Origin of the sequence: Microbacterium sp. MMO-113, assembly GCF_037148555.1 — a bacterium.
Taxonomy (GTDB): domain Bacteria; phylum Actinomycetota; class Actinomycetes; order Actinomycetales; family Microbacteriaceae; genus Microbacterium.
Genome location: NZ_JBBCTD010000001.1, coordinates 299,569 through 324,853 on the forward strand (window position 1 = coordinate 299,569; position 25,285 = coordinate 324,853).

General features: G+C 69.9%; 20 protein-coding genes and 2 riboswitches. Of the genes, 13 read left to right on the top strand and 7 right to left on the bottom strand.

All coding sequences use genetic code 11. The features are described from left to right. Nucleotides 1–19 precede the first annotated feature (19 nt). Nucleotides 20–2,095, top strand: a complete 2,076-nt coding sequence (locus WFJ36_RS01430; RefSeq protein WP_336642958.1) for an ABC transporter ATP-binding protein — start codon at nt 20–22, stop codon at nt 2,093–2,095. A 12-nt stretch (nt 2,096–2,107) separates the two neighbouring features. Here the strand turns inward: WFJ36_RS01430 and WFJ36_RS01435 are convergent, their stop codons facing one another. The 7 genes from WFJ36_RS01435 to WFJ36_RS01465 are packed head-to-tail and all read right to left on the bottom strand — an operon-like array spanning nt 2,108 to nt 9,436. Next, nucleotides 2,108–2,881 (bottom strand): SDR family NAD(P)-dependent oxidoreductase, encoded by a 774-nt coding sequence (locus WFJ36_RS01435; protein ID WP_336642499.1) that lies wholly within the window; start codon nt 2,879–2,881, stop codon nt 2,108–2,110. A 22-nt stretch (nt 2,882–2,903) separates the two neighbouring features. Beyond that, nucleotides 2,904–3,851 (bottom strand): glycosyltransferase family 2 protein, encoded by a 948-nt coding sequence (locus tag WFJ36_RS01440; RefSeq protein WP_292789848.1) that lies wholly within the window; start codon nt 3,849–3,851, stop codon nt 2,904–2,906. Between the two features lie 22 nt (nt 3,852–3,873). Beyond that, entirely contained in the window at nt 3,874–5,010 is a 1,137-nt protein-coding gene (locus tag WFJ36_RS01445; RefSeq protein WP_336642500.1) for a cysteine desulfurase family protein, read from the bottom strand. A gap of 4 nt (nt 5,011–5,014) precedes the next feature. Next, entirely contained in the window at nt 5,015–5,866 is an 852-nt protein-coding gene (gene nadC, locus WFJ36_RS01450; RefSeq protein WP_336642501.1) for a carboxylating nicotinate-nucleotide diphosphorylase, read from the bottom strand. Further along, nucleotides 5,866–7,389, bottom strand: a complete 1,524-nt coding sequence (gene nadB, locus WFJ36_RS01455; protein ID WP_336642502.1) for an L-aspartate oxidase — start codon at nt 7,387–7,389, stop codon at nt 5,866–5,868. The genes nadC and nadB overlap by 1 nt, the downstream gene beginning before the upstream one ends. Beyond that, nucleotides 7,386–8,723, bottom strand: a complete 1,338-nt coding sequence (gene nadA / locus WFJ36_RS01460) for a quinolinate synthase NadA (RefSeq protein ID WP_336642503.1) — start codon at nt 8,721–8,723, stop codon at nt 7,386–7,388. Before nadA ends, nadB begins: the two co-directional genes overlap by 4 nt. Beyond that, nucleotides 8,720–9,436, bottom strand: coding sequence for an NUDIX hydrolase (locus WFJ36_RS01465; protein ID WP_071328191.1), 717 nt, complete (start codon nt 9,434–9,436; stop codon nt 8,720–8,722). The genes nadA and WFJ36_RS01465 overlap by 4 nt, the downstream gene beginning before the upstream one ends. Nucleotides 9,437–9,701: 265 nt before the next feature. Between WFJ36_RS01465 and WFJ36_RS01470 the strand changes: the two genes are divergently transcribed. The 12 genes from WFJ36_RS01470 (at nt 9,702) to WFJ36_RS01525 (ending at nt 25,284) form a co-directional block, all read left to right on the top strand. Beyond that, nucleotides 9,702–11,399, top strand: a complete 1,698-nt coding sequence (locus WFJ36_RS01470; RefSeq protein WP_336642504.1) for an ABC transporter substrate-binding protein — start codon at nt 9,702–9,704, stop codon at nt 11,397–11,399. A 43-nt stretch (nt 11,400–11,442) separates the two neighbouring features. Next, nucleotides 11,443–12,438 (top strand): ABC transporter permease, encoded by a 996-nt coding sequence (locus WFJ36_RS01475; RefSeq protein ID WP_071328193.1) that lies wholly within the window; start codon nt 11,443–11,445, stop codon nt 12,436–12,438. Next, nucleotides 12,431–13,411 carry an ABC transporter permease gene (locus tag WFJ36_RS01480; RefSeq protein WP_071328194.1) on the top strand — a complete coding sequence of 327 codons (981 nt, stop codon included), beginning with the start codon at nt 12,431–12,433 and terminating at the stop codon, nt 13,409–13,411. The genes WFJ36_RS01475 and WFJ36_RS01480 overlap by 8 nt, the downstream gene beginning before the upstream one ends. Next, nucleotides 13,408–14,262 (top strand): ABC transporter ATP-binding protein, encoded by an 855-nt coding sequence (locus WFJ36_RS01485; RefSeq protein ID WP_268777760.1) that lies wholly within the window; start codon nt 13,408–13,410, stop codon nt 14,260–14,262. The genes WFJ36_RS01480 and WFJ36_RS01485 overlap by 4 nt, the downstream gene beginning before the upstream one ends. Next, nucleotides 14,259–15,116 (top strand): ABC transporter ATP-binding protein, encoded by an 858-nt coding sequence (locus tag WFJ36_RS01490; protein WP_071328196.1) that lies wholly within the window; start codon nt 14,259–14,261, stop codon nt 15,114–15,116. Before WFJ36_RS01485 ends, WFJ36_RS01490 begins: the two co-directional genes overlap by 4 nt. Before the next feature lie 49 nt (nt 15,117–15,165). Then, a riboswitch (glycine riboswitch) is annotated at nt 15,166–15,260 on the top strand. Nucleotide 15,261: 1 nt separating this feature from the next. After that, a riboswitch (glycine riboswitch) is annotated at nt 15,262–15,356 on the top strand. Nucleotides 15,357–15,407: 51 nt separating this feature from the next. After that, nucleotides 15,408–16,523 carry a glycine cleavage system aminomethyltransferase GcvT gene (gcvT, locus tag WFJ36_RS01495; protein ID WP_336642505.1) on the top strand — a complete coding sequence of 372 codons (1,116 nt, stop codon included), beginning with the start codon at nt 15,408–15,410 and terminating at the stop codon, nt 16,521–16,523. Then, a complete protein-coding gene (gene gcvH / locus WFJ36_RS01500) occupies nt 16,520–16,897 on the top strand; it encodes a glycine cleavage system protein GcvH (RefSeq protein WP_292789866.1) in 378 nt (125 codons plus the stop codon). Before gcvT ends, gcvH begins: the two co-directional genes overlap by 4 nt. 61 nt (nt 16,898–16,958) lie before the next feature. Beyond that, on the top strand, nt 16,959–19,799 hold the full coding sequence (gcvP, locus tag WFJ36_RS01505; protein ID WP_442927825.1) for an aminomethyl-transferring glycine dehydrogenase: 2,841 nt from the start codon (nt 16,959–16,961) through the stop codon (nt 19,797–19,799). Between the two features lie 215 nt (nt 19,800–20,014). Beyond that, nucleotides 20,015–21,649, top strand: a complete 1,635-nt coding sequence (locus WFJ36_RS01510; protein WP_071328199.1) for a peptide ABC transporter substrate-binding protein — start codon at nt 20,015–20,017, stop codon at nt 21,647–21,649. A gap of 101 nt (nt 21,650–21,750) precedes the next feature. Continuing rightward, entirely contained in the window at nt 21,751–22,677 is a 927-nt protein-coding gene (locus WFJ36_RS01515; protein WP_071328200.1) for an ABC transporter permease, read from the top strand. Next, a complete protein-coding gene (locus WFJ36_RS01520) occupies nt 22,670–23,614 on the top strand; it encodes an ABC transporter permease (RefSeq protein ID WP_071328201.1) in 945 nt (314 codons plus the stop codon). The genes WFJ36_RS01515 and WFJ36_RS01520 overlap by 8 nt, the downstream gene beginning before the upstream one ends. Then, on the top strand, nt 23,611–25,284 hold the full coding sequence (locus WFJ36_RS01525; protein WP_292789870.1) for a dipeptide ABC transporter ATP-binding protein: 1,674 nt from the start codon (nt 23,611–23,613) through the stop codon (nt 25,282–25,284). The genes WFJ36_RS01520 and WFJ36_RS01525 overlap by 4 nt, the downstream gene beginning before the upstream one ends. Nucleotide 25,285: the final 1 nt, after the last annotated feature.

Sequence of the window (25,285 nt, forward strand, 5' to 3'; positions counted from 1 at the left end):
GTACGCTGGCGCCATGAGCATGGGCGGGATGGGCGGCGGTCCGCGGGGCGGTTTTCGCGGCGTGGACGAGGACGCCCAGCGTCGGCTCAACGCGGAAGCTCCGAAGATCGACGGACTCGGCACCCGGGTCGTCGCCCTGTTCAGCGCCTACCGGTGGCGCATCCTCTTCACCGGGGTCCTCGTGGTGCTCGGCGCGGGCATCGCGGTCATCCCGCCGCTCCTCGTGCAGCGCATCTTCGACGACGCCCTGTTCCCCGTCGACGGCGGCGGCCCCCACCTCTCGCTGCTCGGCGTGCTCGTCGGGGCGATGGTCGGCCTCTTCCTCTTCTCGGCGGTCCTCGGCGTCGCGCAGACCTGGCTCACCGCCACGGTCGGCAACAGCGTCACGGGCGACCTCCGGGTGCGGCTGTTCGAGCACCTGCAGGCCATGGAGCTCGGCTTCTTCACCCGCACGAAGACCGGCGTGATCCAGTCCCGGCTGCAGAACGACGTCGGCGGCGTCTCCGGCGTGCTGACGAACACCGTCACCAGCATCCTCGGCAACGCCGTCACGGTGATCGCCTCCCTCGTCGCGATGATCCTCATCGACTGGCGCCTCACCCTCATCGCCGTCGTGCTCATGCCATTCCTCGTGCTCGTGCAGCGACGCGTGGGACAGGTGCGCGCCCGCATCGCGGGGGAGACCCAGGAGTCGTTGTCCGAGCTGACCTCGATCACCCAGGAGACCCTGAGCGTCTCGGGCATGCTGCTCTCCAAGGCGTTCAACCGGCAGCGCACCGAGTCCGAGCGCTACCAGCAGGAGAACCGCAACCAGGTGCGCCTCCAGGTGCGCCGAGCCATGAGCGGTCAGGGCTTCTTCGCGGTCGTCCAGGTCATCATGGCCAGCGTCCCTGCCGTCATCTACCTCGTCTCCGGATACCTCATCGCGGGCGGGACGGGAGCGATCACCGCGGGGACGATCGTGGCCTTCACGACGGTGCAGGCGCGGCTGCTCATGCCGCTCATGGGGCTCATGAGGGTCTCGCTCGATCTGCAGACCTCGTCCGCGCTGTTCGCCCGCATCTTCGAGTACCTCGACCTCGTCCCCGAGATCACCGACGCCCCCGATGCGATCGCCGTGGCGCGGGCACCGGGTCCGCGCGGACGCATCGAGTTCCAGGACGTCGTGTTCCGGTATCCGGACGCCGCGGCCGACTCGCGTCCCACGCTGCACGGGGTTTCCTTCGTGGCCGAGCCCGGGCAACACGTCGCCTTCGTCGGCCCCTCCGGTGCGGGCAAGACGACGATCCTGTACCTCGCACCGCGCCTGTACGAGGCCAAGGGCGGCGCGGTGCTGTTCGCAGGGGCCGACGTGCGCACCCTCACGCAGGAGTCGATCATCGACGACGTGGGCATCGTCTCCCAGGAGACCTACCTGTTCCACGCGACGATCCGGGAGAACCTCCGCTACGCGAAGCCCGACGCGACGGACGAGGAGCTGGTCGCCGCCTGCACCGCGGCCAACATCCACCACATCATCGCGGGCTTCGAGAAGGGCTACGACACGGTCGTGGGGGAGCGCGGGTATCGGCTCTCCGGGGGCGAGAAGCAGCGCATCGCGATCGCCCGTGTGCTGCTGAAGGACCCGCCGGTGCTCCTGCTCGACGAGGCGACCTCCGCCCTGGACACCGTGTCCGAGCGCGTGGTGCAGGAGGCCCTCGACGAGGCGGCCAAGGGGCGCACGACCCTGTCGATCGCGCACCGCCTGTCGACGGTCATGGGGGCGGACGTGATCCACGTGCTGGAGGCCGGGCGCATCGTGGAATCCGGCACCCACGCCGAGCTGCTCGCGCAGAGGGGCCTCTACGCTGAGCTGGCGGCGCAGCAGGTGGCCGCGTCCCGCGTGCTCGACGCGGAGATCGAAGCGGAGGCCGAGGAGGAGGCGGCGATCCGGGGCGGTGTCGAGGAGGGCGTCGAGGCCGGCCTCGCCGCGCGCCGTGCGGATCGCGAGCCGGAGGACTCCGCCGCAGCCGACGCCGTCGTGGCGCTGACGACGGGCGTCCCGCTGCCGACGGCATCGAGCACCGACGCCCGGCCGCGCCGGACCGACGGGTGACGACCGCGAGGGTCAGTGCACGGAGAGCCCGCCGTCGATGAACAGCGACTGGCCCGTGACGTAGGCCGAACCCGGACCGGCGAGGAAGACCGCGGCTGCGGCGAAGTCCTCGGGGAGGCCGTTGCGTCCGATCATCGTGCGGGCCGCGAGGGCCGCGATCGTGGCGGGGTCCTTCTGCAGACGGGCGTTCAGGGGCGTGAGGACGAATCCCGGGACGAGGGTGTTGCTCGTCACGCCGGTGCCGCCCCAGGCCTCGGCCTCCGAGCGCATGAGCGACTCGACCGCTCCCTTGGAGGCGCCGTAGACCCCGCTGCCCACGAACGCGCGGTGCGCCTGCTGCGAGCTGATGTGGATCAGTCGCCCGTACCCGCGCGCCGCCATGCCCTGCGCCCAGCGCTGACCGAGGAGGAACGGGGCGAGCGCATTGACGGTCATCGTGACGTCCCAGTCCGCCTCGGTGATCTCGGCGTAGGGCGGACGGATGTTGATGCCTGCGGAGTTGACGAGGATGTCCGGCTCACCGAAGGGGACGGCCGCAGCCTCCGCGACCTCGTGGATGCCGTCGCGGGTGCTCAGATCGCCGACGACGCCCGCGGCCCGGCACCCCTGGGCGTTCAGCTCCTCGACGGTCTCGGCGATGCGCTCCGCGCCGCGGGCGACGATCACCGTCGCCGCGCCGGCCCGGGCGAGCGCCGTCGCGATGCCACGGCCGATGCCCGAGCTGCCGCCGGTAACGACCGCGGTGCGGCCGTCGAGCGCGAACAGCGAGGAGAGGTAGTCGGTCATGCGGGGGTCCTTCGGGCGGGGCTCACCACGCGAGGGCGTCGGCGAGGGTGGGGTCGGGGCGGGCGTCGGCGAACTCGGGAAGGGCGCGCAGCTCGGCCAGGAACGCGGAGACCTCCGCCGCGTAGGCGGGGTCGGGGTGCGTGTCCGCGATCTCCCGGAGCGGAGCGACGTCCATCGCGAGGATGAGGTCGAGCCGGGCGGTCACGGCGGCGTGCGCGCCCGCCTCCTGCAGGACGCGGATCCCGCCGCGGAGCGCGGCGAGGTAGTCGCGGAGCACGGGGAGCCGCGCCTTGCTCTGGGTGATCGAGGTGCCGTCCGCTCGGACGCGCCAGCGCACCACGACGTCCGGCAGCACGTCGAAGGCGCGTGCCCGGGTGTACATCGTCTGCGCGACGACCTGGTCCTCGTAGGCCACCCCTTCCGGGAACCGCAGATCGGACCACATCTCCGTGCGGCTCACCTTGGACCAGGCGACGATGTTCGACACGGCCTGCGGGTGCTCCGCGAGGGTGGTGCCGAGGCGGGCAGGAGTCGTCGCCGCGGCCACCCACGGCTGCACGCGGCCGGGCACATATCCTTGCCCCACGGGGCGCAGCCGCACGTAGGCGCCGGCGGCGAAGTCGCTCTCCGTGCGCTCGAGCGTGCCCACGAGCGTCGCCAGCGCGTCCGGCATCAGCTCGTCATCCGCGTCGAGGAATCCCGTGAAGGGCGTGTCGACCCGTGCGAGGCCGACATTGCGCGCGGCGCCGAGCCCGATGGAAGCCTCATGCCGCACCACGGTGAAGCGGGCATCCCTCGCGGCGGCGTCGGCGAAGATCGCTCCCGTGTCGTCGGTGGAGCCGTCGTCGATGAGGATGGCACGCCACCGCTCGTCCGTCTGCGCGCGGAGGGAGTCGAGAGCGGCGGGGGCGAACGCGGCGATGTCGCGTCCTGGCACGATCAGCGTCACGATCGGGGTGGGGGCGGTCACTCCGCCGAGTCTAGAGCCGTCGTCAGCCGCGGACGGCGTCGACCGCCTCCGCGACCAGTGCGGCGAGGCGCTCGGGAGCGTCCGCCGGGAGGGCCGCGCGCCCAAACGTGAACCGCACGGCCGTCTGGGCGACCGCGGGGGCGATGCCGCACGCGAGCAGCACGGGGGAGGGCTCATCGCTGTCGGCCGCGCAGGCGGAGCCGCTGGACGAGATCACCCCGCGGCGCTCCAGCTCCAGCAGCACCGCCTCGCCACTCACGCCGGAGATGGTGAAGCTCGCGGTGCCGGGGAGCCGGTGCACGGGATCCCCTGTCAGCGCGGCGTCGGGCACCCGTCGGGTCACCTCGGCGATGAAGCGCGCTGTGGCGGCCCGCACCCGCGGCGCCGCGTGCTCACGCTCCCGCTCGGCGAGCTCCAGTGCCGTCGCCAAGCCCACCGCTCCCGCGACGTCGACGGTGCCGGACCGCCGTCCGCGCTCCTGGCCGCCGCCGTGCAGGAGGGGTTCCAGAGGGAGCCGACCGCGGACGACGAGCGCCCCGGTGCCCTTGGGAGCACCGAGCTTGTGCCCGGCGATCGACACGGCGTCGGCATCCAGCTCGTGCAGGGGCAGCCAGCCGGCCGACTGCACGGCGTCGATATGGAGGGGCACGCGGCGGGCGCGGACGACCTCACGGAGTGCCGCGATGTCCTGGACGGTGCCGATCTCGTTGTTCGCGTGTCCGACGGACACGACGGCCGTGTCGTCGGTGAGCACCGTGTCGAGGGCGTCCGACGTGATCCGCCCGGTTCCCTCGACCGCGGGCATCGCCACCGTCACCCCGTGGAACCGCGCGAGGTACGCCGCCGACTCCCGGATCGACTCGTGCTCGATGGGGGACACCACGACCCGCTGCCGCCCGGAGGCGAGCGCTCCCAGGGCGAGGCCCTTCACGGCGAGGTTGTTCGCCTCCGTGCCGCCGCCTGTGAAGACGACGTCACCCGCCCGCACCCCGAAGATGCGGGCGACCCTGGTGCGGGCATCCTCCAGCGCGCGCGCCGCCGTCTCGCCCGCGGTGTGATGGCTGGCGGGGTTGCCGAACACCTCGGTGAGGAAGGGCTCCATGGCCGCCCGCACCTCGGGGCGTACCGGCGACGTCGCGGCGTGGTCGAGGTACAGCACGGGCTCAGTCGATCCGCAGGTCGAGTCCGAGGTCCAGCGCCCGCGCGGAGTGCGTGAGGGCTCCGACCGAGATGACGTCCACCCCGGTCTCGGCGATGGCGCGGACGGTGGTCAGGTCGACGCCGCCCGAGGCCTCCACGGTGGCGCGCTCGCCGATGAGGGCCACACCGGCGCGCAGGTCGTCGAGGGAGAAGTTGTCCAGGAGCACGGTGTGCGCACCGCCGTCGAGCACCGCCGGGATCTGGTCGAGACGGTCGACCTCGACGACGACGTGGGCGGTGTGCGGCAGCCGCGAGAGCGCCTCGCGAAGAGCCGTCGCGAGGTCGAGTCCGGATCGCTGGAGCACCGCGAGGTGGTTGTCCTTCGCCATGACCGCGTCGGAGAGGGAGTATCGGTGGTTCCGGCCGCCGCCGGACACCACGGCGTGCCGCTCGAACGCCCGCAGTCCTGGCGTGGTCTTGCGGGTGTCGGCGATGCGCGCCCGCGTTCCCTCGACTTCGCGGACGTAGGCGGCCGTGAGGGTGGCGACGCCCGACATCCGCTGCACGAAGTTCAAGGCGACGCGCTCGGCGGTGAGGACCGCGCGAGCCGGTCCGGTCACGGTGGCCAGCACGTCGGAGGCGGTGAAGGCATCGCCGTCGCCCACGTGCAGGTCGACCGTGACGTCGGGATCGGTGAGGAGGAACGCGGTGGCGAAGACCTCGCCGCCGCTGAAGACCCCGTCCTCGCGGGCGACGAGGTCGGCCGTGGCGGTCGTCTCCGCGGGGAGCAGGGTGGTGCTGGTGAGGTCGCCCCACGGCGCGTCCTCCTCGAGTGCGGCTCCGACGACGCGGTGCAGGGTGGCGCGGGTGAGCATCAGGCGGTCTCCAGGATCGGTGCGTGTGCCGGGGTCGGCGCGGCGGGGGCGGGGTCATCGCGGTGGTGGGCGCCGACCGAGACGGGGCGGGCCAGGGCGGCGCGGATGGTGGCCTCGGCGACCCGCAGCAGGTTCCGGTCCTCGTGCGCGCGGGCGTCGGAGGGGGGAGGTGTCTCGGCGGCCCAGCCGCGCACGATCCGGAGCGCGCGCTGCAGGCCCGATCCGGTCCGGTGCAGGCCGACCTCGTCCCACAGCAGCCGCTGCATCCCGGCGCGGTCGAACGCGGGGAGAGGCTCCGGCGCGACATCCGCGTCCGCCGAGTCCGTCGGTGACGGACACGGGGTGATGTCGCCGGCAGCGGACCACGGTCGGTCCAGCGCGGCGGCGGCCCTGGCTCCGAACACGGCGCCTTCGAGGAGGGAGTTGGAGGCGAGCCTGTTGGCTCCGTGCACCCCCGTGCGGGCGGTCTCGCCGACGGCATAGAGCCCCGGGATCGTGGTCCGTCCGTGGCGATCGGTGACGACGCCGCCCATGAGGTAGTGGGCGGCGGGGGTCACCGGCAGCGGCGCCCTGGACCAGTCGAAACCGCGAGCACGCGTCACCCGGTCGATGGTGGGGAAGCGGCGGGCGAGCGCGTCCGCACCCAGCGCCGTCGCATCGAGGTGCACGGGCGCCCCCTGCCGGGCGGCCTGTCGGGCGATGGTCCGCGCGACGACGTCCCTCGGCGCGAGCTCGCCGTCGGGATGGCTGTCGAACACGAACCGTCGGCCTTCCTGGTCACGGAGGACGGCACCCTCGCCGCGGACGGCTTCGGAGAGGAGGAAGACGGGGGTGCCGGGAAGCGCGGTCGGGTGGAACTGCACGAACTCCAGGTCGGCGACGGCGGCGCCGGCACGCAGGGCCGCGGCGATGCCGTCGCCCGTTGCCTCCGGCGGATTGGTCGTATGCGCGTAGAGCTGTCCCGCCCCGCCGGTCGCGAGGATCACGGCGTCGCCCCGGATCTCGGCCGTGTCCCCGTCGCGGAGGACCATGATCCCGCGGACCCGTCCCTCCTCGACGACGAGGTCGAGGAGCGTCGTCCCCTCGCGGACGGGGATGGACGCGCGCTGAATCGCTGCGCACAGCGCCGCGGAGATAGCGGCGCCGGTGGCGTCACCTCCGGCGTGCAGGATGCGGGCATGGGCGTGCGCGGCCTCCCGTCCGCGGGCGAGAGAGCCGTCCGGTGCGCGATCGAAGGCGACCCCGCGGGCGAGGAGCTCGGCGATCCGGGCGGCGCCGTCCGCCACGAGGGCGTCGACGGCGGCTGGGTTGCACAGACCCGCTCCCGCGCTGATCGTGTCGGCGGCGTGAGTGGCCGGTCCATCTCCCGGCCCGTAGCTGCCGGCCACGCCGCCCTGCGCGAGAGGCGTGCATCCGCCCCCGAGGCCGCCCTTCGTCACGACCGTCACGGTGTGCCCGGCCTCGTGTGCGTGCAGCGCGGCGGTGAGCCCGGCGATGCCGGAGCCGACGACGACGACGTTCATCGCGCCCCGGCGGGCACCGGCGGCTTGGCGGCCAGCATCCGCTCGAGCGCGAGGCGAGCCGGGTCGGCGACATCGGCGGAGACCGTGATGCGGTTCGGTGTGCGACCGGCGACCAGCTCCTCCAGGACCCACGCGAGGTAGCCCGGGTGGATGCGGTACATGGTCGAGCACGGGCACACGACCGGGTCGAGGCAGAAGATCCGGTGCTGCGGGTACTGCGCGGCCAGGCGGCGCACGAGGTTGATCTCCGTCCCGACCGCGAACGTCGTCGGCTCCCTGGCCTCGGCGATGGCGCGGCGGATGTACTCCGTGGAGCCGGCCTCGTCAGCCGCGTCGACGACCTCCATCGGGCACTCCGGGTGCACGATCACGCGGACCCCCGGGTGCTCCGCGCGGGCCTGGTCGATCTGCGTCACGGTGAAGCGGCGGTGCACGGAGCAGAAACCGTGCCAGAGGATCACCTGCGCGTCGACGAGATCCTCCGCCGTCGAGCCGCCGAGCGCGCGCCGCGGGTTCCACAGCGGCATCCGGTCGAGAGACACCCCCATGGCCTTCGCGGTGTTCCGGCCCAGGTGCTGATCGGGGAAGAAGAGCACCCGACGGCCGCGGGCGAAGGCCCACTCCAGCACCGTGGCGGCGTTGGACGAGGTGCACACGATGCCGCCGTGCCGCCCGACGAAGCCCTTGATCGCCGCCGAGGAGTTCATGTAGGTGACGGGGATCACCGGCACGCGGCCGTCGGCGTCCGGGGTCTCGAGATCGCCCAGCACGTCGGCGAGCTGCTCCCAGCATTCCTCCACCTGGTCGATGTCGGCCATGTCCGCCATCGAGCAGCCCGCGGCCAGGTTCGGCAGGATCACCGCCTGATCGGGCTGCGACAGGAGGTCGGCGGTCTCGGCCATGAAGTGCACGCCGCAGAAGACGATCGCCTCCGCGTCCGGCCGCATCGTGGCGGCGGTGGCGAGCTGGAACGAGTCGCCCACCTCGTCCGCATGCGTCACGACCTCCTCGCGCTGATAGAAGTGCCCGAGGATCACCACCCGGTCCCCGAGCGTGGCTTTCGCGGCTTCGATGCGGCGGTGGAGCTCCGCCTCGCCGGCCTCGCGGTAGGCGGCCGGGAGCTCTCCCTGCCGAGGAGCTCCGGTCGGGATGACGTCTCCCATGGAGGAGCCGGGGCCGTAGCCGGGGCGCGTGTCGAAGTCCCACGGTCCGACGGCGAGGTCGGTGGTGCACGTGGCGTCGGTGGACGCCCCGCCGACGATGGCCTGGATCGCATGGTCGACGGACGGGTCCGCCGAGGGGACTGCGGGCGTCGGGACGAAGGTGATGCTCATCGGGTTCTCGTTTCCTCGGGGCGGAGCGGGCCGCGGTCGGCCAGCTCGACATCGGTGTCATCGCGGTACAGGCGGGCGGGGCGGTGGCTGCCGGTGCGGAAGCGATCGGTCCGGGTGAGGTTTCCCGCCGTCTCCACCTGTCGCCGGAAGTTGGCCGGATCGAGCGAGCGTCCGAGGATCGACTCGTACGCCTCGCGTAGTTCGGCGAGGGTGAACTCCGCGGGCAGGAAGCCCTGGGCCACACGGCTGTAGCCGACCTTGTTGCGCAGCCGCCAGAGCGCGTACTCGATGATCTCGTGATGATCGAAGGCGAGCGCGGGGAGGTCGTCGGCAGCGAACCACTCCACGTTCTCCGGCGCGCGACCCGAGGCCTGGTGTGCGGCGATCTGGGCCTCGACGTCGTCCTGGCGGAGCAGGGCCCAGTACACGATCGAGACGACCCGCGTGGGGGAGCGGTCGACGGCGCCGAAGGCGTAGAGCTGCTCCAGGTAGGTGGGGGCGAGGCCGGTCGTCTCGGCGAGCGTGCGGGCCGCGGCGTCGACCGGCGACTCCTCGGGGGTGAGCCACCCGCCGGGGAGCGCCCATCGCTCCGCGAACGGCTCGCGGGTGCGGCGGACGAGGGGGAGCGCGAGCACGGGCGGACCGTCGTCGCCGCGGCGCAGCGTGAGGATCACCGTCGAGACGGCGACGCGGATGTCCGCACTTCGAGTCATAGGCACCTTAACCTCCGGAGTCGATCTTAGTGTCATTCGGACCTTTAGTGGGCGCTTGTGACGAACAGAAGCGTCGAGTCCGAAACGTTATCTCCTCCCCGCCGGAAGGCTTGTCCCCCCGAGGTGGGTTTGTTAGGTTACTGTCCTAACAAACCCCTTCGAGAGTGGCCACCGGCCGCCTCCCGGGGTTCCCGTGAACCCCGCCCGGGGTTCGGCTCCAACCGGAGAATCCCTCCTGCAGTGCAGCACCGAGAGGAAATGAAGAATGATCCGTAACGGAAAGCGCAAGATCGCGCTCACGGCGGTCGCGGGGGCCTCGATCCTCGTCCTGGGCCTGACGGCCTGCGGCGGCGGCGGTAGCGATGACGGAGGCGGCAACGCGTCCAGCGACCGCGCCCTCCGCGTCTGGGCCGGCAGCACGACGCCGATCACCACGAACTACAACCCGTTCGCTCCGAACGTGCTCCACGGCGCACTCGGACCGATCTACGAGCCCCTGTTCTTCTACAACAAGACCAAGGACGAGGAGCCCATCGGCCTCATCGGCGAGTCCTTCGAGTACAACGAAGACGGCACGCAGATCACGGTGAAGATCAAGCCGGACCTGAAGTGGAGCGACGGCGAGCCGCTCACGGCCGCGGACGTCGCCTTCACCTTCCTGTACGAGGCGAACAACCCCAAGGGCAACCAGCTGATCTCCGCGGAGGCCACCGACGACACCACGGTCGTGCTCACCTACGGCATCGCGCAGTACACCACGGAGTTCCAGCGGATGGGGTCGAGCTACATCCTCCCCGAGCACATCTGGAAGGACGTCGACGACTTCGCGAACTTCACGAACGAGAAGCCGGTCGGCTCCGGGCCCTACGTCGTCGACAAGACCACCAGCGAGTCCTACACCTTCGTGGCGAACGAGAACTTCCGCGACGCCGACGACCTCGCCATCAAGAAGGTCCAGTACATCGCCGTCGACAACAACCAGACGGCCCAGGACCTCGTCGCCGCGGGCGAGCTGGACTGGACCGGGATGTTCATCCCGAACCCGGACGACGTGACCGGCAACGGCAAGATCGAGTGGATCAACACGCCGCAGGACCCGTCGGTCCTCTACACGTGCTCGAACGCCGACCTCGGCTGCACGGGCCCGCAGACCGACGTCGCGGTGCGTCAGGCGCTGAACGTCGCGATCGACCGCGCCACCATCAAGGACAAGGCGTTCGTCGGTCTCACCGCCGACATCTCGCCCGCCTACACACTGCTCCCTCGTGACGAGAAGTGGCTCACGGACGACGCGTACGAGGTCAGCCCGCAGGAGGCCAATGTCGAGGAGGCCACGTCCATCCTCGAAGCCGCCGGCTACACCAAGGGCTCGTCGGGCATCTACGAGAAGGACGGCGTTCCGGTCGAGCTCAGCCTGATCTCGGTCGACGGCTGGACGGACTACAACGACGCCGCGAAGCTGATCGCCGAGCAGGCCGAGGCCGCGGGCATCAAGGTCACCCCGTCGACGGTGCAGTGGCAGGAGTTCGTCGACACCCGGCAGTCCGGTGAGTTCCAGCTGATCGTCGGTGGTGTGGTCGGCACGACCATCGCCGACCCGTTCCAGATCTACCGCGACTGGTTCGGCGGCACCGAGGTGCAGTCCACCAGCCCGGTCGGCACCGAGATCCCCCCGGGGCGCTGGAACTTCAGCCGCTACAACAACCCCACCGTCGATGCGGCCATCCAGCAGGCCATCAGCACCGAGGACGAGGGCGAGCGCAAGGAGCTCTACGCGACCATCCAGGACGCGATCGTCAATGACGTGCCCTACATCCCGCTCGTGATCAACGCCACGCAGACCTTCTACAACACGAAGGACTACACCGGGTGGCCGACGGAGGAGAACCTCTACGCGTTCCCGCCGTCCTGGGGCGCCATCGCCGCCGGTTACGTGCTGACGCAGATCAAGCCCGCCGGCTGAGTGACGAGAGGAGCAGGGGAAGCAGGAAGTCAGGACGAGTGACATGAAGTTCTATGCACGAAGGATCGGGTTCTACGCGTTCACGCTGTGGGCTGCGATCTCCATCAACTTCCTGCTTCCCCGGCTCATGCCGGGGGATCCCGCCGACATCATGATCGCCAAGATGCAGCGGGCCGGCGGAGAGGTCTCCGAGACCACCATCCGCAACATCAAGCTCCTGCTCGGTGGTGATGACTCCTCCCTCTGGGAGCAGTACCTCGCCTACTGGGGGCGCATGTTCCAGGGCGACCTGGGCGTGTCCGTGACGAAGTTCCCGACTCCCGTCGCCGAGCTCATCGCGGGTGCTCTCCCGTGGACCCTGGTGCTCGTCGGCACCGCCACCGTCATCTCCTTCCTGCTCGGCGTCGTGCTCGGCGCCTGGGCCGGGTGGAAGCGCGGCACCTGGGTCGACCACCTCATCCCGGCGACCACCGTGCTGCAGTCCATCCCGTACTTCTGGCTCGCGCTCGTCCTCATCGCCGTCTTCGCGGTCGGGCTTGGCTGGTTCCCGATGTTCGGCGGCTACGACGTCTTCGACTTCCCGGACGGCCCGGAGCCGACCTGGGCGTTCTTCACCGACGCCGTCGCCCACTCGCTCCTCCCCGCGATCACGATCGTGATCAGCTCCGTGGGGGGCTGGATGTTCGGCATGCGGAACATGATGGTCTCCACACTCGCCGAGGACTACGTCCTCACGGCCGAGGCCAAGGGACTGCGGCCGCGACGCATCATGACGACGTACGCGGCGCGCAACGCGGCCATCCCGTCGATCGCGGGCTTCTCGATCACCCTCGGCTTCGTCGTCGCCGGCTCCATCGTCATGGAGCAGGTGTTCACCTACCCGGGTGTCGGCAAGCTCATGTTCCAGGCCGTCACCAACAACGACTACGCGCTGATGCAGGGACTGTTCCTCGTGATCACCCTCACGGTGCTCGTCGCCAACTTCTTCATGGACCTCGTCTATGGCTTCATCGACCCGAGGGCTCGCCAGAATGTCTGACACGAAGAACCCGCTCCTCGTGGAGGAGCCTCCCACCGTCGCCCCCGAGGGCACCGTCGCCCTGGCCACCCAGCGTCAGGACCGCCGGCGTCGCCGGATCCTGCCCAGCACATCGCCGAAGTTCATCGTCGGGTCCGTGCTCGTGCTCGCCATCGTGCTCTTCGCGATCATCGCGCCGTTCTTCACGCAGAACCCGCGCAGCACCGACAACCCCGCCCTCGCCGCGCCCTCGGCGGAGCACTGGCTCGGCACGACCAAGCTCGGCAACGACGTGCTTGCGCAGCTCGCCGTCGGGGCGCAGGGGTCGCTGCTCATCGGCGTGACGGCCGGCGGCATCGCCATCGTGCTCTCCCTCCTCTTCGGCGTCCTGGCCGGGTACCTCGGCGGCTGGCGGGAGGACGTCCTCGCTCTCCTGACCAACGTCATGATCGTCATCCCCGGGCTGCCGCTGGTCATGGTGATCGCGTCGTTCGTGCCGCAGCGCAGCTGGCAGCTCGTGGCCTTCGTCCTCGGCATCACCTCGTGGGCCGGCGCGGCCTACGTACTGCGACTACAGACCCGCTCGCTCCGCACCCGCGACTACGTGTACGCCTCGAAGGTGGCGGGGGAGAAGTCCTTCCGGGTGATCCTCGTCGAGATCATGCCGAACCTGCTCCCGCTGCTGACCGCGCAGTTCCTCTTCGCGATCATCTTCGCCATCCTCGGCGAGGCGGGCCTGTCCTACCTCGGCCTCGGTCCGAACTCCTCGATCACCTGGGGCTCGATCCTCAACGACGCCCAGTCCGGTCAGGCTCTCGGCCGCGGGGCGTGGTGGTGGTTCGTGCCGCCGGGCATCATGATCGCGATCCTCGGCGCGGGACTCGCGCTGATCAACTTCGCCATCGACGAGGTCATCAATCCGAAGCTGCGCAACGCGCCCGATGCGGCCCGTCGTCTGCGCAAGGCCGCGAAGGAGAAGGGGGTCACCGCATGAGCGACGCCGTGCTCACCGCCAGGAACGTCTCGATCGAGTACGAGGTTGACCCGCCCGTCAAAGCCGTCCGCGACGTGTCGCTGACCCTCCACCGGGGTGAGATCCTCGGACTCGCGGGGGAGTCGGGCTGCGGCAAGACGACCCTCGCGTACGGGATGAACCGGCTGCTCAAGGCACCGGCGCTGATGACCGACGGCGAGATCGTTTTCCACGACCGCGACGGCCATGACATCGACGTCGTCGGACTCGACGGGGACGGGCTGCGCGCCTTCCGCTGGGACAAGATCTCGATGGTCTTCCAGGGGGCGATGAACTCCCTCAACCCCGTCATCTCCGTCCGCGCGCAGATCTTCGACATCTTCGACACCCACCGCCCCGGAATGTCGAAGAAGGCCAAGCAGGAGCGCGCCGAGGAGCTGCTCACGCTCGTCGGCGTCGACCCCGGCCGGCTCACGAGCTTCCCGCACGAGCTCTCCGGCGGCATGCGCCAGCGCATGATGATCGCGATGGCGCTCGCGCTCGACCCGCAGGTCATGATCATGGACGAGCCCACCACGGCGCTCGACGTGGTCGTGCAGCGCGGCATCATCCGGGAGATCATGCGCCTGCGCGAGAAGCTCGGCTTCGCCGTCATCTTCATCACCCACGATCTGCCCATGCTGATCGAGATCAGCGACCGCATCGCGGTCATGCTGCAAGGGCGGATCGTCGAGCAGGGCACCGCGGAGGAGATCTACCGCAACCCGCAGCACGAGTACACCCAGCGGCTGCTGTCGAGCTTCCCGTCCCTCACGGGCGAGCGAGGCGACTTCGTCCGCAGCGGCGGCGTGAACCAGGAGGTCATCCGATGAGCGTGGACGGGACGAGGCGCGACGGCACCCTCGAGGCGAGGAACCTCGTCAAGGACTTCCACCTGCGGTCAGGGTTCCGCACGCGCGTGCTGCACGCGGTGAAGGACGTGTCGTTCACGCTGGAGGCGGGGCGGACCACGGCTCTGGTCGGCGAGTCCGGTTCGGGCAAGTCGACCATCGCCCGGATGCTGATGAAGCTGGAGACGCCGACCTCGGGAAGCATCCTGCTCGACGGCGAGGAGTCCGGCACGCGGGGGACGGCTCTCGAGCGCTACCGGTCGGACGTGCAGATGGTCTTCCAGGACCCGTTCGCCTCGCTCAACCCGTTCCACACGATCGTCCATCACCTGGAGCGTCCGATCCGGCTGCACCACCCGAAGCTGGACGGCGGCGAGGTGCGGGCGCGGGCGATCGAGCTGCTGGAGCGTGTGCGGCTCACCCCGGGGGAGAACTTCGCCGAACGGCGTCCGCACGAGCTCTCCGGCGGGCAGCGGCAGCGCGTGGCGATCGCGCGGGCCCTCGCTCCCGGTGCCCGGTTCATCGTGGCCGACGAGCCGGTGTCGATGCTCGACGTGTCGATCCGGCTCGGCGTCCTCAACCTGCTCGCCGAGCTGCAGCGCGAGGAGAACCTCGGCGTCCTCTACATCACGCACGACCTCGCGACCGCGCGGCACTTCTCCGACGACATCATGGTCCTCTTCCAGGGTGACGTCGTGGAGCGGGGAACGGCCGACGAGGTGATCCTGAGCCCGCAGCACGAGTACACCAAGACCCTCCTGGCGGCGGCACCGGAGCCGGAGAACCTCGGCAGGCTCCGCGACGAGGTCCGGGCGGAGCTCGCCCTGGGCTCCTGAGCGGGCGGGGGAGACCGCTAGACTGAACCCACAATCGAAGACAGGCCGAACGACCGACGCGGGAGAGCCCCGGCGCATGCAGCCGGGCACCGAAGGAGCAAGCCTCCCCGCCAATCTCTCAGGTACGCGTACCGCGGAGGTCCGGCCGCTCTGAAAAGCGATCCCGAGCACCGGGGGATCCGCCGACGGTGAAAGCCCTGCGCACGCGGGCGAAGCTCTCAGGCCCATGACAGAGGGGGAGTTCCCAGGGACGACGTCGTCGTCCCGCCCGACCCAGCCCGGGAGAACTCCATGTCCGACCCCCGCTACACCACGTTGCGCGAGCGCCATGAGGCGCTCGGCGCCTCCTTCACCGATTTCGGCGGCTGGCAGATGCCGGTGCGCTACACGTCCGACCTCGCCGAGCACCACGCGGTGCGGCAGGCGGCGGGCATCTTCGACATCTCGCACATGGCGGAGTTCTCGGTCCGCGGCACCGGCGCCGCGGCCTTCCTCGACTACGCGCTCGCCGGACGGCTGTCGGCGCTCCCGATCGGCAAGGCGAAGTACTCGCTGCTGCTGACGCCCGAGGGCGGCATCGTCGACGACGTGATCGTCTACCGCCTGGCCGACGACGACTTCCTCATCATCTCCAACGCGGGCAACCGCGACGCGGTGCGGCAGGCGCTCACCGTGCGCGTGGCGGACGCGGACGCGGGCGCCGTGGAGGTCGCCGACGTCTCGGACGACTACGCGCTGATCGCCGTTCAGGGCCCGCGGGCCGAGGAGATCCTCGCGGCGACGGCGGGCATCGCCGACGTCAGCGTCCCCTGGGCGGAGCAGAAGTACTACGCGTGGGCGACCGCGTCGTTCGCCGGGGAGCCGCTGCTCCTCGCCCGCACCGGCTACACCGGGGAGGACGGCTTCGAGCTCCTCGTCCCGGCCGCCCACGCCACCGCGCTGTGGGACGCCGTGCTCGACGCCGGCGCCCCGCACGGCCTGGTGCCCGCCGGCCTCGCCGCCCGCGACACGCTCCGCCTGGAGGCGGGCATGCCGCTGTACGGGCATGAGCTCAGCCTCGACACCGCACCCGCCCAGGCCGGCCTCGGCCGGGTCGTGGTCGCCGCGAAGGAGCGTTTCGTCGGCAAGGACGCACCGGCACCGGCCGACGACGCCCGCATCCTCGTCGGGCTGACGGCGGAGGGGCGACGCGCCGGCCGCGCCGGCTACGCGGTCGTCGACGCCGACGGCTCTCCGATCGGCGAGATCACCAGCGGCGCTCTGAGCCCGACGCTGGGCCACCCCATCGCGATGGCCTTCGTCGACCCTTCTTCCGCCGAGGAGGGAACCGCAGTATTCCTTGATGTGCGGGGGACCCGTATCCCCGCGACCGTGACCGCCCTGCCTTTCTACCGGAGGACAAAATGACCGACCTCAGCGCACTCCGCTACACCGACGAGCACGAATGGATCGCCGGTGACGGCGCCACCGTCACCATCGGCATCACCGACTACGCCGCCGAGAAGCTGGGGGACGTCGTCTTCGTCGAGCTCCCCGCCGTCGGCACCGAGCTGACCGCCGGCTCCGTCGTCGGCGAGATCGAGTCCACGAAGTCGGTCGGGGAGCTCTACGCTCCGGTCGCCGGCACGGTCGTCGAGGTCAACGACGCCGTCGTCGACGACCCTTCGCTCGTCAACGCCGAGCCGTTCGAGGGCGGCTGGCTGCTCAAGGTGTCCGTCGCCGCCGGTGCGCTGGACGGACTGCTGGACCGCGACGCGTACGTCGCACTCACGGAGGGCTGATCCGGACGTGGTTGCATTCGCCGATCGTCACATCGGACCGACCGAGGCCGCCCAGCGCACGATGCTCGACGCGCTGGGTCTCGGCTCCGCCGGCAACGGAACGCTGAGCCCGGTCGAGGAGCTCATGCGACAGGCCGTCCCCGCCTCGATCTACACGGGACCGGAGGACGCGGTCGCCGACTCCCGCATCCCGGTCGCCGCGTCGGAGACCGAGGCACTGGCCGAACTGCGTGCCCTCGCCGCGCGGAACACGGTGAACCGCTCGATGATCGGCCTCGGCTACTACGGCACCGTCACGCCGCAGGTCATCCAGCGCAACGTGCTCGAGAACCCGTCCTGGTACACGGCCTACACGCCGTACCAGCCCGAGATCTCGCAGGGGCGCCTGGAAGCGCTGATCAACTTCCAGACCATGGTGGCCGAGCTCACCGGCCTCACCACCGCGAACGCGTCGATGCTCGACGAGTCCACCGCGGTCGTGGAGGCGATGCTGCTCGCGCGCCGGGCCTCGAAGACCGCGTCGAACGTGTTCGCGGTGGACGCGGACGCGCTGCCGCAGACGAAGGCGATGCTCGCGTCCCGCGCCGAGGCGCTCGACATCGAGCTCGTCACGGTCGACTTCGCGGCGGGGGAGGAGCTGCCCGCCGAGCTCTTCGGCGTCTTCGTGCAGTACCCCGGGGCCTCGGGCCGTGTGTGGGATCCGTCCGCGGTGTTCGACGCCGCGCACGTCGCCGGCGCGCTCGCCGTCGCGGCCGCCGACCTCCTCGCGCTGACGCTCCTCACCGCGCCCGGCACCCTCGGGGCCGACGTGGCCGTGGGCACGACGCAGCGCTTCGGGGTGCCGATGGGCTTCGGCGGCCCGCACGCCGGCTACATGGCCGTGCGCGCAGGTCTGGAGCGGCAGCTGCCCGGACGCCTCGTCGGCGTGTCCGTCGACGCCGAGGGCAAGCCGGCCTACCGCCTCTCGCTGCAGACCCGCGAGCAGCACATCCGCCGCGAGAAGGCGACCTCGAACATCTGCACCGCCCAGGTGCTCCTCGCGGTGATGGCATCGATGTACGCGGTCTACCACGGCCCGGACGGGCTCAGCGAGATCGCCCGCGGCGTCGCCGCCAAGGCGGCCCTGCTGCGCGACTGGCTCGTCGAGGCGGGCGCCGAGGTCGTCCACGAGCACTTCTTCGACACGCTGACCGTGCGCGTCCCGGGCCGGGCGGCGGAGTACGCCGACCAGGCGCGAGGCGGCTTCGGCATCCTCCTGCGGGTCGCCGACGCCGACACGATCGGCATCGCGGTCGACGAGACGACCACGGTGACCGAGCTGCACCAGGTCGCGCAGGTCTTCGGGGGGAAGCAGGAGCGCGCCTTCGGCTTCGGTCTCGGCGACGCGGACGCGCTGCCGGACGCCCTCCGCCGCGAGGACGAGTACCTCACGCACCCGGTGTTCCACAGCCACCGCAGCGAGACCGCCATGATGCGGTATCTGAAGAGCCTGTCCGACCGGGACTACGCCCTTGACCGCGGCATGATCCCGCTCGGCTCGTGCACGATGAAGCTCAATGCCGCCACCGAGATGGCCGCCATCACGTGGCCGGAGTTCGCGAGCATCCACCCGTTCGCCCCGGAGGCCGATGTCCGCGGCTACCTCGAGCTCATCGACCAGCTCGAGGGCTGGCTCGCCGAGATCACCGGGTACGACGCGGTGTCGCTGCAGCCGAACGCCGGCTCCCAGGGGGAGCTGGCGGGTCTCCTCGCGATCCGCGGCTACCACCGCGCGAACGGCGATGACCACCGCATCGTGTGCCTCATCCCGTCTTCCGCCCACGGTACGAACGCGGCCTCCGCCGTGCTCGCCGGCATGAAAGTCGTCGTGGTGGCGAGCGACGCGCTCGGCAACGTCGACCTGGACGACCTCCGCGCGAAGATCGCCCAGCACGCCGACGACCTGGCGGCGCTGATGATCACGTACCCGTCCACGCACGGCGTCTACGAGGAGCAGGTCGTGGAGATCACCGAGGCCGTGCACGCGGCCGGCGGTCAGGTGTACGTCGACGGCGCGAACCTCAACGCACTCCTCGGCTACGCGCGCTTCGGCGACCTGGGCGGCGACGTCTCGCACCTCAACCTGCACAAGACCTTCGCGATCCCGCACGGCGGCGGCGGCCCGGGCATCGGTCCGGTCGGGGCGAAGGCGCACCTCGCGCCGTACCTGCCGTCGCACCCGCTCGCGCAGCGCGCCGAGCACTTCGGCGGCCACACGTTCGAGGGCGCGGTGATCTCCGCGGCCCCGTACGGCTCCGCGGGCATCCTCCCGATCTCGTGGGCGTACGTGCGCATGATGGGCGCGGAGGGGCTCCGGCGCGCGACCGCCGCGGCGGTCCTCTCGGCGAACTACATCGCCGAGCGCCTCGGCGGGCACTTCCCGGTGCTCTATACGGGGGAGAACGGACGGGTCGCGCACGAGTGCATCCTCGACCTGCGTCCGCTCAAGGAGGCCACCGGCATCTCCGTCGACGACGTCGCCAAGCGCCTGATCGACTACGGGTTCCACGCGCCGACCATGTCGTTCCCGGTCGCCGGCACCCTCATGGTGGAGCCCACCGAGTCGGAGGACCTCGACGAGATCGAGCGGTTCATCGAGGCCATGATCATGATCAAGGCCGAGGCGGACGCCGTCGCCGCGGGGCGCTGGCCCGCGGACGACAACCCGCTCGTGCACGCCCCGCACACCGCCGTCTCGCTCATCGCGGGGGAGTGGACGCACGCCTATACCCGCGAGGAGGCCGCCTATCCGGTGCGCTCCCTGGTGGCGGCCAAGTACTGGCCGCCGGTCCGCCGGATCGACCAGGCGTACGGCGACCGCAACCTCGTCTGCGCCTGCCCGCCGATCGAGGCCTTCGCCTGACACGGACCCGCACGACGAACGGCGTCGCGCCCGCCTCCCGGCGGCGCGGCGCCGTTCGGGTTACGCCATGTTTCCGTCATGTGACAGATGGTCACCACTCAGTAACAGTTCGTTAGCCGAACGTCCTGGACGCGCGACCACCGGGTTACGCTCAGGTATCCCTGCGCGCTCGATGATGAGCCGCGCAGAATTCCCACGTCCACAGGAGGACAAAAGTGAAGCGCAACAAGATCGCCCTCGCGGGCAGCGCACTGTTCGTGATCGGCGCCCTGACCCTGGCAGGCTGCGCCAGCGGCGGCGGCAACGATTCCGCGGAGGAGACGCCCTCGGGTGACCCGACCGCGGTGATCTCGGTCAACAACACCGAGCCGCAGAACCCCCTCATCCCGACCAACACCAACGAGGTCGGCGGCGGCCTGGTGCTGCAGAGCATCTTCGCGGGCCTGGTGTACTACGACGCCGAGGGCGCCGTGCACAACGATCTCGCCGAGTCGATCGAGACCGAGGACGCGCAGACCTACACGATCAAGATTAAGGCCGACCAGACCTTCGCCAACGGAGACCCTGTCGACGCCGAGTCCTTCGTCAAGGCCTGGAACTACGGTGCCGCGCTCGACAACAAGCAGCTCTCGAGCTACTTCTTCGAGTCCATCGAGGGCTTCTCCTATGAGGAGAACGTGCCGGAGCTCTCCGGCCTCAAGGTCGTCGACGACCTGACCTTCACCGTCAAGCTGAAGCAGCCGGAGTCCGACTTCCCGCTGCGCCTGGGCTACACCGCGTTCTTCCCGCTGCCGGCCTCGGCCTGGGACGACCTCGAGGCCTTCGGCGAGAACCCGATCGGCAATGGCCCGTACGTCTTCGCGGAAGAGGGCGCCTGGCGGCACAACGAGAGCATCGAGCTCGTCAAGAACGAGGACTACACCGGCCCGCGCGAGGCGCAGAACGGTGGCGTCGACATGAAGCTCTACGCCAGCACCGAGGCGGCCTATGCCGACCTCCAGGGTGGCGAGCTCGACATCATCCAGGAGATCCCGGACACCGCTCTGCAGACGTTCGAGACCGACTTCCCGGACCGCACGGTGAACCAGCCGGCCGCGGCGAACGCCACCATCACCATTCCGGAGCGCCTCGAGCACTTCAGCGGTGAAGAGGGCCAGCTGCGCCGCGCGGCGATCTCGCACGCCATCAACCGTGAGGAGATCACCGACGTGGTCTTCAGCGGCACCCGCACGCCGATGAAGGACTTCACCTCGCCGGTGATCGACGGCTACTCCGAGGACATCCCCGGCTCCGACGTGCTCGACTTCGATGCCGACAAGGCGAAGGAGCTGTGGGCCGAGGCCGACGCTATCGCACCGTGGACCGGATCCTTCCAGATCCAGTACAACGCCGACGGCCCCAACCAGGGCTGGGTCGACGCGGTCGCGAACCAGATCAAGAACAACCTCGGCATCGAGGCCTCGGGTAAGCCGATCCCGACCTTCGCCGAGCACCGCACGCTGATCACCGAGGACAAGGCGACCACCGCCTTCCGTACCGGCTGGCAGTTCGACTACCCGTCGATGTTCAACGGCCTCGGCCCGATCTTCGGTACGGGTGCAGGCTCGAACGACGGCGACTACTCGAACCCGGAGTTCGACAAGCTCCTCGACGAGGGGTCTGCGGCCCCGGACGTCGAGGCGGGCATCGCCAAGTTCCAGGAGGCGCAGGAGATCCTCTTCCAGGACCTCCCTGCCATCCCGCTGTGGTACACCAACGCCATGGGCGCCTGGGGCGAGTCGGTCGAGAACGTCGAATTCGGGTGGGACACCTGGCCGATCCTCTACCAGGTCACGAAGGACGGCGAGTAAGTCTGACAGCACGAACCTGTGAGGCGGTGACGGTCGTCCGTCGCCGCCTCACAGGCTGTGTTGGTCACACTGACTCCGCCTCCTGACTACGGGACAGACGCATGCTCGGCTACATCCTGAGACGTCTTCTGCAGGTGATCCCCGTCTTCTTCGGGGCCACCCTGCTCATCTACTTCCTCGTGTTCGCCATGCCCGGTGACCCGATTCTCGGGCTCTTCGGCGACCGGACCCCGAACCCGGCCGTGGTGGCACAGCTGCGCGAGCAGTACCACCTGGACGACCCGTTCCTAGTGCAGTACTGGTACTACATCACCGGTGTCTTCCAGGGCGACCTCGGCACGACCTTCTCCGGCCGGCCGGTGTCGACCGTGCTGGCCGAGACGCTTCCCGTCACCGGTCGACTCGCGGTGATGGCCATCGCTATCGAGTTCACGCTGGCGATCATCATCGGCACGATCTCGGCGCTGCGCAAGGGCAAGCTCTTCGACCACACGATGCTCATCGTCGCGCTCGTGGCGATCGCGATCCCGATCTTCGTCGTCGCGTTCCTGGCGCAGTACTTCCTCGCGATCAAGCTGGGCTGGTTCAAGCCGACCGTCGGGTCGGACAACGACTGGGGTGGCCTGTGGCTGCCGGCCATCGTGCTCGGCTTCAGCCTGTACGCCGTGAGTATGCGGCTGATGCGCAGCTCGGTCATCGACACGCTCAACCAGGACTGGGTGCGCACCGCGTACAGCAAGGGACTGTCGCGCGGTCGCGTGATCCCCGTGCACGTGCTCCGCAACTCCCTCATCCCGGTGATCACGAACTCGGCGACGAACTTCGGCGTGCTGCTCGTCGGCGCGACCGTGACCGAGGGTATCTTCAATGTGCCGGGCGTCGGCAACACCTTGTACCAGGCCGCGATCCGCAACGAGGGGCCGACGGTGGTTTCCTTCGTCACGGTGTTCGTGATCCTGTACGTCGTGGTCAACCTCATCATCGACCTGCTGTACGGTCTGCTCGACCCAAGGATCCGCTATGCCTGACCCCACCACGCAGAATCACTATGTCGCTCCGGTCGAGACGGAGACCATCTCCGTCGATGCCGTGCGGATCGCGGAGAAGCCGCGAAACCTGTGGCGAGACGCGTGGACTGACCTGCGTCGTCGTCCGTTGTTCTGGTTCTCGGTCATCCTCGCGCTGTTCTTCCTGGCGATGGCCCTGTTCCCCACGTTGTTCACGTCGGTACCGCCCAACAGCCAGTGTGAGCTGTCCAACAGCAATGCCGGCCCCGCGGACGGTCACCCGCTCGGCTATACGTTCCTGGGATGCGACATATACTCCCGTATCGTCTGGGGCGCACAGACCTCGCTCTCCGTCGGGCTCCTCGCGACCGCGATCTCCTCGATTCTCGGTCTGATCATGGGGGCGCTCGCGGGGTTCTACGGCGGCTGGCTCGACTCGGTGCTGTCTCGGATTGGCGACATCTTCTTTGCCATCCCGTACATCCTCGCCGCCGTCGTCGTCATGACGGTCTTCTCCCAGTACCGCTCGGTGCCCGTGCTCGCACTCGCCATCGGTGGCTTCGCGTGGGCGGCGACTGCGCGCGTCGTGCGGGCCGAGGTGCTCCGCGTCCGGCAGTCCGACTTCGTCGTGGCCTCCCGCGCGCTCGGGCGCTCGAAGTTCCGCACGCTGGTGGGACACGTGATCCCGAACGCGCTCGCGCCGCTGCTCGTGGTGACGACGCTGGGACTCGCTGCCTCGATCGTCGCGGAGGCCACGTTGTCGTTCCTCGGCGTCGGTCTCGGAAGCGACGTGATGTCGTGGGGAAATGACATCGGACAGGCGCAGAAGTCGCTGCGTGTGGCGCCCATGGCTCTCATCTATCCGTCGATCGCGCTCACGCTGGCCGTGCTCGCCTTCGTCAGCCTCGGCGAGCTCATCCGAGACGCCATCGACCCGAAGGCGAGGGCACGGCGATGACCGCACGCGCAACCGCACAGATCCCGCTGCTCAGCGTCCGTGACCTCACCGTCGCGTTCCGCACTCAGGAGGGGGAGAAGGAGGTCCTCCACGGAGCGAGCTTCGACATCTTCCCGGGTGAGACCGTCGCCATCGTGGGCGAGTCCGGTTCGGGCAAGTCCACCACGGCGAGCGCCATCGTGAACCTCCTGCCCGGAACCGGTGTCGTCACCGGAGGATCGATCACTCTCGACGGCCGGGAGCTGACGAAACTCGGTCGCCGGGAGATGGAGGCCGTCCGCGGTCGCGAGATCGGCTTCGTCCCGCAGGACCCGATGTCGAACCTCAACCCGGTGTGGAGCATCGGCTTCCAGGTGAAAGAGGCGATCCGTGCGAACGGGATCGCCCGGGGCCGCGAGGGTGTGAAGGCGCGGACGATCGAGGTGCTGAAGCAGGCCGGACTCGCCGATGCCGAACGGCGTCTGCACCAGTACCCGCATCAGTTCTCCGGCGGTATGCGCCAGCGGGCGCTGATCGGCATCGGCCTCGCGGCCGATCCGAAGCTCCTCATCGCGGATGAGCCGACCTCGGCGCTGGATGTCACGGTGCAGCGGGTCATCCTCGATCACATGGCGACGCTCACGCGTGACAAGGGCACCTCGGTGCTCCTCATCACGCACGACCTCGGCCTCGCGGCCGAGCGTGCGGAGAAGATCATCGTGATGAGCAACGGCAACATCGTGGAGGCCGGGCCGAGCCGGCAGATCCTGGAGAACCCGCAGCATCCATATACCCAGCGACTGGTCGGGGCCGCACCGAGCGTCGCGTCGCAGCGCATCCAGGCGGTCGTGGAGGATCGGGGCATCGAGACGCTCGACGACCTCGCCGCCATCCCACCCACGGTGCGCGTCGCCGGACTCACCAAGGACTACAAGATCCGTCAGGGGAACTTCCGCAGCGAAGCCTTCCGGGCGGTCGACGACGTCTCCTTCGAGATCCCGCGAGGGAAGACGCTCGCGCTCGTCGGCGAGTCGGGGTCCGGCAAGTCGACCGTCGCGAAGATGGTCCTGAAGCTCGAGGAGCCCACCAGCGGCACCATCGAGATCGACGGCCAGGATGTGTCCCGCCTCTCGAACGCGCAGGCGTTCGGGTTGCGTCGCCGCATGCAGCCGGTGTTCCAGGACCCGTACGGATCGCTCGATCCGCTGCGCAACATCGGGAACACGATCTCGGAGCCGCTGCAGATCCACGGAGTGGGCGACCGCGCCGCGCAGCGGGCGCGCGTCGAGGAGCTCCTCGACCAGGTGGCCCTGCCCCGTGCACTGGCCACCCGGTACCCGAACGAGCTGTCCGGCGGTCAGCGGCAGCGCGTCGCGATCGCTCGCGCGCTCGCCCTCAAGCCCGACATCGTCGTGCTCGACGAGGCGGTGTCGGCGCTCGACGTGCTCGTGCAGGACCAGATCCTGCAGCTGCTCGCCGAACTCCAGTCGGAGCTGAACCTCACCTACCTCTTCATCACGCACGACCTCGCGGTCGTCCGGGTCTCCAGCGACCTGGTCTGCGTGATGGAGAAGGGCAAGGTCGTCGAGCAGGGCACGGTCGACGAGATCTTCGCGAACCCGCAGCAGGAGTACACGGATCGTCTCCTCAAGGCGATCCCGGGGGCGTCGATCCCGCTCGGCGGCCGCTGAG

What these genes read in the sequence shown, in the direction of transcription:
- WFJ36_RS01430 (WP_336642958.1), top strand. Translation starts at nt 20, where the DNA reads ATGGGCGGGATGGGCGGCGGTCCGCGGGGCGGTTTTCGCGGCGTGGAC.
- WFJ36_RS01435 (WP_336642499.1), bottom strand. Translation starts at nt 2,881, where the DNA reads ATGACCGACTACCTCTCCTCGCTGTTCGCGCTCGACGGCCGCACCGCG.
- nadC (WP_336642501.1), bottom strand. Translation starts at nt 5,866, where the DNA reads ATGCTCACCCGCGCCACCCTGCACCGCGTCGTCGGAGCCGCACTCGAG.
- nadB (WP_336642502.1), bottom strand. Translation starts at nt 7,389, where the DNA reads ATGAACGTCGTCGTCGTCGGCTCCGGCATCGCCGGGCTCACCGCCGCG.
- nadA (WP_336642503.1), bottom strand. Translation starts at nt 8,723, where the DNA reads ATGAGCATCACCTTCGTCCCGACGCCCGCAGTCCCCTCGGCGGACCCG.
- WFJ36_RS01465 (WP_071328191.1), bottom strand. Translation starts at nt 9,436, where the DNA reads ATGACTCGAAGTGCGGACATCCGCGTCGCCGTCTCGACGGTGATCCTC.
- WFJ36_RS01470 (WP_336642504.1), top strand. Translation starts at nt 9,702, where the DNA reads ATGATCCGTAACGGAAAGCGCAAGATCGCGCTCACGGCGGTCGCGGGG.
- WFJ36_RS01475 (WP_071328193.1), top strand. Translation starts at nt 11,443, where the DNA reads ATGAAGTTCTATGCACGAAGGATCGGGTTCTACGCGTTCACGCTGTGG.
- WFJ36_RS01480 (WP_071328194.1), top strand. Translation starts at nt 12,431, where the DNA reads ATGTCTGACACGAAGAACCCGCTCCTCGTGGAGGAGCCTCCCACCGTC.
- WFJ36_RS01485 (WP_268777760.1), top strand. Translation starts at nt 13,408, where the DNA reads ATGAGCGACGCCGTGCTCACCGCCAGGAACGTCTCGATCGAGTACGAG.
- WFJ36_RS01490 (WP_071328196.1), top strand. Translation starts at nt 14,259, where the DNA reads ATGAGCGTGGACGGGACGAGGCGCGACGGCACCCTCGAGGCGAGGAAC.
- gcvT (WP_336642505.1), top strand. Translation starts at nt 15,408, where the DNA reads ATGTCCGACCCCCGCTACACCACGTTGCGCGAGCGCCATGAGGCGCTC.
- gcvH (WP_292789866.1), top strand. Translation starts at nt 16,520, where the DNA reads ATGACCGACCTCAGCGCACTCCGCTACACCGACGAGCACGAATGGATC.
- gcvP (WP_442927825.1), top strand. Translation starts at nt 16,959, where the DNA reads ATGCTCGACGCGCTGGGTCTCGGCTCCGCCGGCAACGGAACGCTGAGC.
- WFJ36_RS01515 (WP_071328200.1), top strand. Translation starts at nt 21,751, where the DNA reads ATGCTCGGCTACATCCTGAGACGTCTTCTGCAGGTGATCCCCGTCTTC.
- WFJ36_RS01520 (WP_071328201.1), top strand. Translation starts at nt 22,670, where the DNA reads ATGCCTGACCCCACCACGCAGAATCACTATGTCGCTCCGGTCGAGACG.
- WFJ36_RS01525 (WP_292789870.1), top strand. Translation starts at nt 23,611, where the DNA reads ATGACCGCACGCGCAACCGCACAGATCCCGCTGCTCAGCGTCCGTGAC.